This is a genomic window from Bradyrhizobium sp. MI1.3 (genome assembly GCF_055811695.1).
On record NZ_JBVVPQ010000012.1, the window covers coordinates 58,739 to 65,220 of the forward strand.

Genomic DNA, 6,482 nt, shown 5'->3' on the forward strand with positions numbered 1-6,482 from the left:
GCCCACCACGACGTGTCAATCCTGCTCTTTGGGGCGTTTTCCCTCACGGCTAATAACGCTCCCGCTATTTCAACCCATACACCCCCGGGCTTGCCGGGCCGATCCAGTAATCCGCGGCGCCAGCGATTGAATCGTGACGCCGCGGCGTACTGGATGCCCCGCCTTCGCGGGGCATGACAGGGAGTGAGCGAGCGCGAGCTAAGACAGCATCGCACTTCGGCGCCGCCCATCAACCCGCCGGCACGATCACCATGCTCTTGTCTTTCGGCCAGCGAATGCGCCAGGCGAAATTGATGTCCTTGACCTCACCGGGCTTGGCGTCGAACGACCATTCCAGCACGCCGCGCCGGTCGCGAATGTTGCTTGCGGTCGGCGGCGTGGTCGCAGGCAACATCTCGACGAGGATGTCCTCGTTCTCGCTGACCGGCAACTGATCCTCGATCGCGACCTTGATCGGGAAGTCGTGACCGTTGCGGATCGTCGTCTTGAACGATCGCTCGTCGGTCTTCGACGTCGTGACCAGGAGACCGGCCGAACCTTCGTTGCGCTTGAGCACCGCGCGCTCGATCCTGACCTTGTCGTCGGCGCCGAAGCCGAGCCGCACGATATCGTCCTTGGCCGAAGCCGAGAGCTTGCCGCGGCCGACGAAGGTTCCATCGCGATAGATTGCGACCTTGCCTGGCAACAGGCTCGTGTCGTCGGCCTGCTTGAAGCTGGCTTCGAGGAAGGCGGTGGGATCCATCACCGGAGCCGCGCGCACCATGAGATCGGCGGGCACGGTCATCGAGGCGATGCGCAGGCTCTTGGCGCCCTCGGCGGGGGCGAGGCTGACGCGGCCGGGAATTTTGTAGGTGGCCTGGAAGTCGCCGATCTCGGCGACCGCCTGCTGTTCTTCGGCGCGTTCGGCAATATCTTCCCTGGATCGGCTGGCATAAGCCGGAGCTTCCATCTTACGCTGCATTGGCGCCGCCGCAGGCATTGCCGAATCCGAAAGCGAACCCAGCGCCCGCGGCTTCGGCACTTGCGGATACTGCGCGACCAGCGAATTCAGCTCCGGCGCGCTGCCGCCGCGGCCGATGCGGACCGTGGAGACGCCGAGCGTGACGTTGGACCAGTCCTCGCCGGTCGATTGCGTGACTTCGGCACGGCGAACCAATTCGAGCTGCGGCTTGCGATCCTTCGCGCCGGTGTCGAGGCGGGCGTCGTAGAGCGGCAGCCAGCGCGCATTGCGCACATTGTAGGTGACCCTCAACGTCGCCTTGGTTGCTGCCGGCACGGCGATGTCCATGCGGACTTCGAGCTTGCTCGGCGGCTTGGCCTTGCGCTCGATTTCGAGCTGGCCGATCTGCCGATCGATCTCGCGCATCTTGCGCGTGGCGTCGCGAACGGCGGTATCGGCGCTCGCAATTTCCTCCCCGACGGTGGCAAAGGCCGTGCGCCATTCGGCAATCGGCCGCGCCTCGCCCTTGTCGCCGATGCCGGCGGGCGATGCTTCCGCAAAATGCTCCGCGAATTTGCGCCGCGCATTGGCCGAGTCGATCGCGCCTTGCAGGTCGGCGCGCTGGTCATTCAGCGCCTCGATGCGCTTGTCCAGCTCCGGCAGATTGACCGGCGCCGCACGTGGCGTTCGCGCATCGATCGTGCCGATGGTGAGCTTCGCTCCCCCCTCACCCTCCACCCGGATCGAGGAGGTGTCGAGACCAAGCGGGAAGTCCTTGGCAATGAGCGTCGAGTCACCAGACGGCAGGTCCACCGCGATGACGCGGGTGACGGTCGCGCCATCAGGGTAAACCGTGACGGTATCGATGGCCGATGTGGCGTCCAATTCGGCAGCCCATGACGACGACGCGAAGGCCGTGGTCACCAGAACCAGGCTCGTCGTTGCCAAACATCTTGCGGTGATGCGCATCAAGTCCCTCCTCCAAGTCATCGCCGCCGCCAGCCGGACGCGCGATCCAATGCCTCGCCAACATGGTTGGACGCGGCAGGGAAGGAACTGGTTCGATTGAGGTTTCCGTGGGGCGCCGCCGCGGCGGCAGCGGGGCCCGGAACGGGTCGTCGGCCGCGACAGAGCCCTTAATCCTGAGCGGACGAACCCTGGCCGAAAATGCGGCGAAGCAGGTCTGTCACGTTCTTGGCGCCCGCCTTCTTCAGAATGCCGGCGCGATAGCCTTCGACCGTCCGTGCGCTCAGATGCATGCGCCGGGCGATCTCCTTGTTGGTCAGGCCGGCGGCGAGATGCTCGAGCACGTCACCTTCGCGCGCGGTCAGGGGTTCGCAGCCGGGCAACCAGCGCTGCCGGTTGGAGCCGGGCTGCGCGAACTCGTCGATGGCGGCATCGATCCGGTCGACGATGTCGCGGGTGCGGAACGGCTTCTCGATGAAGTCGGCCGCACCGCTCCTGATGGCATCGACCGCCATGGCGATGCTGCCGTTTGTCGCGGTCACCAGCACCGGCGCCATGCAGTTTTCCTCGCGCAGGCGCTTGAGCACGTCGAGACCGGAGCGATCGGGCGGCATCTCCAGCAGCACGCAGGCCGGCATCCGCGCCTTGGCCTCCGAGAGCAGAGACGCGCCGTCGGCGAAGCAGATCACGTTGTATGCGCTCTGTTGGAGCGCGGTGGAAAGTTGTTCGCGGGAGGCGGCATCGGTGTCGATGACGAATACCTCACCCTTGGAAAGCATGTTCCCAGGCATAATTCCGATCCAGCAATGTCTTTTGGTCAAATGGTCCGAGACAGCAGCGGGGCCTCGTCGCGCCGCGCCGTCATATGCACGGCATTCACGCCCGTGCTTCGGTTTCCCTTATGTATGTTCCACCCGGTTCCCGGATTTGACGGATCGGGACATAAACTTTACATTTCGGGACATCTGCGGGAATGGCTGGCAGGAACGGTTCGCATGACCGACCTCATTCGCAGCGCGGGCTTGAGCTATTACCCGGAGGTCGCCCGGTCGGTCGGGCTCGACCCCAGACAAATGATGCGCAAGGTCAGGCTGCCGCTGGCCTGCCTCGACAAGCCCGATACGCCCATTGCCGTCACCGGCCTGCGACGTCTGCTCGAATTGTCGGCAGAGGCGTCCGGAGCCGAAGATTTCGGCTTGCGGCTTGCCGAGCGCGGCGGGCTGACCAATTTCGGCGCGGTCGGCCTGATCGTGCGCGAACAGGCGACGGTAGGTGAAGCCATCGAAGCCTTCTCGCGCTTCATCCCGATCCATCACGACGGCATGAAGCTGGACGTCACCCGCGACAAGCAGACCGTGACCGTCACGCTGCACCTGCGCGGCCGACAGCCGACCGCGCCGCGCCAGTCGATCGACATGGCGCTCGGCAGCGTCCACCGCATCATCCAGTCGCTGTTCGGCAGCGATTGGCGGCCGCAGGAAGTGCACCTGCATTACCCACCGCCGCACGACCGCAAGCGCTACCGCGAGTTCTACGGCTGCCGCGTGACTTTCAATGCGGAGGACGATTCGATCCTGTTGTCGGCGCACGACATGGAGCGCCGGATCCCGAGCGCGCATCCGCTGATCGCGAGCTATCTGCGCAAGCGGATCGAGGCGATCGAGACGCGGCCGGCAAGCTGGGAGGAGAAGGTCGACGAGGTCGTGCGTCTCCTGCTCGCCGGCGGCGACTGCACGGTCGAGCGCGTCGCCGAGCACCTCGCCTGCACCCGCCGCACCGTCCACCGGCACCTCGCCGAAGCCGGCACCAGCTTCTCGGCGATTCTCGACGCGCAGCGCGCCGATCTCGTGGTCCAGCTGATCGATAATCCCGGCCGGCCGCTGGCCGACATCGCCGTGCAGCTCGGCTTCTCCGCGCAGAGCGCCATGGCCCGCTGGTTCCGCGGCCATTTCGGCTGCACCATCACCGCATGGCGCAAAGGCGTCAGGCCATTGAAATCGTCGACCGTGGCGACCGCAGCTTGAATCAGCGTGCCGGGACGGGCACGCCCATGATGGCGAGGGCGCGGCGAGGGCTGCCGGCGAGCAGCGGGCCGAACGCGATGGCAAAGCCGAGGAACGCAACGATCCACCCGCAGGCGGCAAGGTGCAGCAACGCATCGCTGTGCGCAGGCCAAACCACCGCCGCGACCCGCGCCAGCGCCGCAACGATGATCGCGGCATAGATGGCCTGTGTCGCCGGCGAAGCTGTCAGCGCCTGTCCAGTATGGCCGAGACTCGCACGGGTCATCACCGCGAGCGTCATGGTTCCGGCCGCGCCGGCCATCCAGGCATGGACGCCCGCGCTCGGCGGCAATTCGCCGACGACGGCAAAGGCATGCAGGAGGAAACCGAGCGGCACGAAGACATAGCCGATATGGAGGATCAGGAGCAGCCGCTCGCGGAATGTGCGGTCACCGGCCCAGCGTGCGAGCCGCACCAGATGGAGCCCGCCGACAAGCGCCATCGCCACGCCGGTGAGGGTGCTCAACGGCGCCACAATCCACGCGATGATCGCAATTGCGCTGCACCCGATCACCACACCGTCAAAGCGTCCGAATGGCACCGGGAGGCGGCCGGGGTTGAACTTGACCAGCCAGTTGCGGGTGAAGCTCGGGATGATGCGGCCGCCGATCAGCGAGATCATCAGCACGACCACGCCGATGCCGACGCGGATGCCAACATCGGCCGCACCCGCATAATGCGCTTCGAGATGGAAGCCGACATTGCCGGCGAGCAGCACGAGCACCAGCACCACCACAGGAAGGTTGCGCCAGTTGCCGCCGGCGATGATCTCGCGCGTTGCTGCAGCGACGACCAAGGTCAGGAAGGCGGCATCGACGGCAAGCGCAAACGCCCAGCCGATATCGGCGGACAGCGTCACCGCGACGCGGCCGGCGAGCCAGACCGCCAGCAGCGCGCCCAAGGACGTCCCCTGGATCGGCAGCCGCCCGGTCCAGTTCGGAATCGCCGTGAACAGGAATCCCGTGATCACCGCCGGCAGGAAGCCGTAGAGCATCTCATGGACGTGCCAATCGCGCGGCGCGAAAGCCGACGTCACCGACAATTCGCCGTAGAACATCGGCAGCCAGGCCAGGATCGAAAGCCCAGCCTGGATGGCGGCGAGCAGGAAAAAGGGCCGAAAGCTGTTCGCAAACAGCGGCCAGCCCTCAAAGTTGCGGGATCGGGCGCCAGCCATGGGTCAACTCCAGTCGATTCAAATCGTCGCCTGGAAAAATACTGCCGTCCGGCCGGCTCGTTTTTGAGCTATCGCAAACACCCTGACGATTGCAGGTGTCATCACACTTCCAGCGCCAAGGAGGCAGAATGGCCAAGGTCGACACATCGTTGGTTGCGCATTTGCCGCTGTTTGGGGGTGTCAAACCGGAGGACCTCGAGGAGATCCTGCGCGAGGCCCGCTCAGTGCGCTATCCCAAGAACAGCGCCATTTTCGAGCAGGGTGCGGACGCGCAATCCTTCTTCCTGCTGCTGCACGGCCATGTTCGCGCAGCCAAGACCACACCGAGCGGCGAGCAGATCGTGGTGCGCTACGTCTCGCCGGGCGAGACGTTCGGTCTCGCGATGGCGATCGGGGCCGCGCGCTATCCGGCCACGGCGATCGCGGTCGACGACAGCGTCGCCCTGATCTGGCCGACCTCGGCCTGGCCGCGACTGGTCGAGCGATTTCCCTCGCTTGCCGCCAACACGCTCCAAACCGTCGGCACGCGGCTGCAGGAGAGCCACACCCGAATCCTGGAAATGTCGACCCAGCAGGTCGAGCAGCGCGTCGCGCATGCGCTGCTGCGCCTCGCCAAACAATCCGGCAAGAAGCTCGACCACGGCATCGAGATCGATTTCCCGATCAGCCGCCAGGACATCGCGCAGATGACCGGCACCACGCTGCACACCGTGAGCCGCATCCTGAGCGGCTGGGAACAGCAGGGGCTGGTCGAGAGCGGCCGTCAGCGCATCATCCTGCGCGATCCGCATGGCATCGTCGTGCTGGCGGAGCGGAGCCCTGACAGCGGCGCGGCTTAAGGCCAGGGGTGAGCGTCGCTTCCGCTTACGGCGAAAGCGCCCCTCACCCGGGAATCCGCGCGCAGCCCGCGCGAATTCCAGATCGGTTCACGCCGGCACGCGGTCACACAGCGCGGCGAGGAATTTGTCGCGATCGATGCCATGCTCGCGGCAGGCGTCATCGACCGTGTGGAAGGTTGCGATCGGACAGCCCACGCAGGCCATCCTGAAGGCGAGAAACACGCGGATCGTGTGCGGCGCCGTGCGCATGATGTCATCGACCAGATCGTCGGATCCAAAAGGCATGGACAACAACTCCGTTCCGAAACCACGATAGCAGAGCGGGCGGCGGTTTCTTTGTTGGAGCGCAAGCTGCTTGTCATTCCGGAGCGCGCGAAGCGGGGGCCCCGGATGCCGCGGGGCGGAGACCCGGGGGGGGAAATGGTTAACGGGGGGCCCCAAGTGGGGGCCCCCCGCATTGCGGGGCGAAACCCCCCCGCGGGGGGACAGGGTGGGGGGGG

6 protein-coding genes are annotated in these 6,482 nt (G+C 65.9%); 2 read left to right on the plus strand and 4 right to left on the minus strand.

Annotated features, from left to right (window positions below):
- Positions 1–229: 229 nt before the first annotated feature.
- Both AC0L3A_RS11405 and AC0L3A_RS11410 read right to left on the minus strand, forming a co-directional pair.
- Complete coding sequence (locus AC0L3A_RS11405) at positions 230–1,909, minus strand: mucoidy inhibitor MuiA family protein (RefSeq protein WP_007596221.1); 1,680 nt, start codon at positions 1,907–1,909, stop codon at positions 230–232.
- A 167-nt stretch (positions 1,910–2,076) separates the two neighbouring features.
- On the minus strand, positions 2,077–2,697 hold the full coding sequence (locus tag AC0L3A_RS11410) for a response regulator transcription factor (protein ID WP_007596222.1): 621 nt from the start codon (positions 2,695–2,697) through the stop codon (positions 2,077–2,079).
- A 204-nt stretch (positions 2,698–2,901) separates the two neighbouring features.
- Here AC0L3A_RS11410 and AC0L3A_RS11415 point away from each other — a divergent pair, with 204 nt between their 5' ends.
- On the plus strand, positions 2,902–3,930 hold the full coding sequence (locus AC0L3A_RS11415; RefSeq protein ID WP_007596223.1) for an AraC family transcriptional regulator: 1,029 nt from the start codon (positions 2,902–2,904) through the stop codon (positions 3,928–3,930).
- 1 nt (position 3,931) lies between these two features.
- Here the strand turns inward: AC0L3A_RS11415 and AC0L3A_RS11420 are convergent, their stop codons facing one another.
- Complete coding sequence (locus AC0L3A_RS11420) at positions 3,932–5,143, minus strand: NnrS family protein (protein WP_007596225.1); 1,212 nt, start codon at positions 5,141–5,143, stop codon at positions 3,932–3,934.
- A gap of 128 nt (positions 5,144–5,271) precedes the next feature.
- Here AC0L3A_RS11420 and AC0L3A_RS11425 point away from each other — a divergent pair, with 128 nt between their 5' ends.
- A complete protein-coding gene (locus AC0L3A_RS11425) occupies positions 5,272–5,982 on the plus strand; it encodes a Crp/Fnr family transcriptional regulator (RefSeq protein WP_007596227.1) in 711 nt (236 codons plus the stop codon).
- Between the two features lie 87 nt (positions 5,983–6,069).
- On the opposite strand, the gene AC0L3A_RS11430 is transcribed toward AC0L3A_RS11425, so the two are convergent.
- A complete protein-coding gene (locus AC0L3A_RS11430; protein ID WP_007596228.1) occupies positions 6,070–6,267 on the minus strand; it encodes a DUF1858 domain-containing protein in 198 nt (65 codons plus the stop codon).
- Positions 6,268–6,482: the final 215 nt, after the last annotated feature.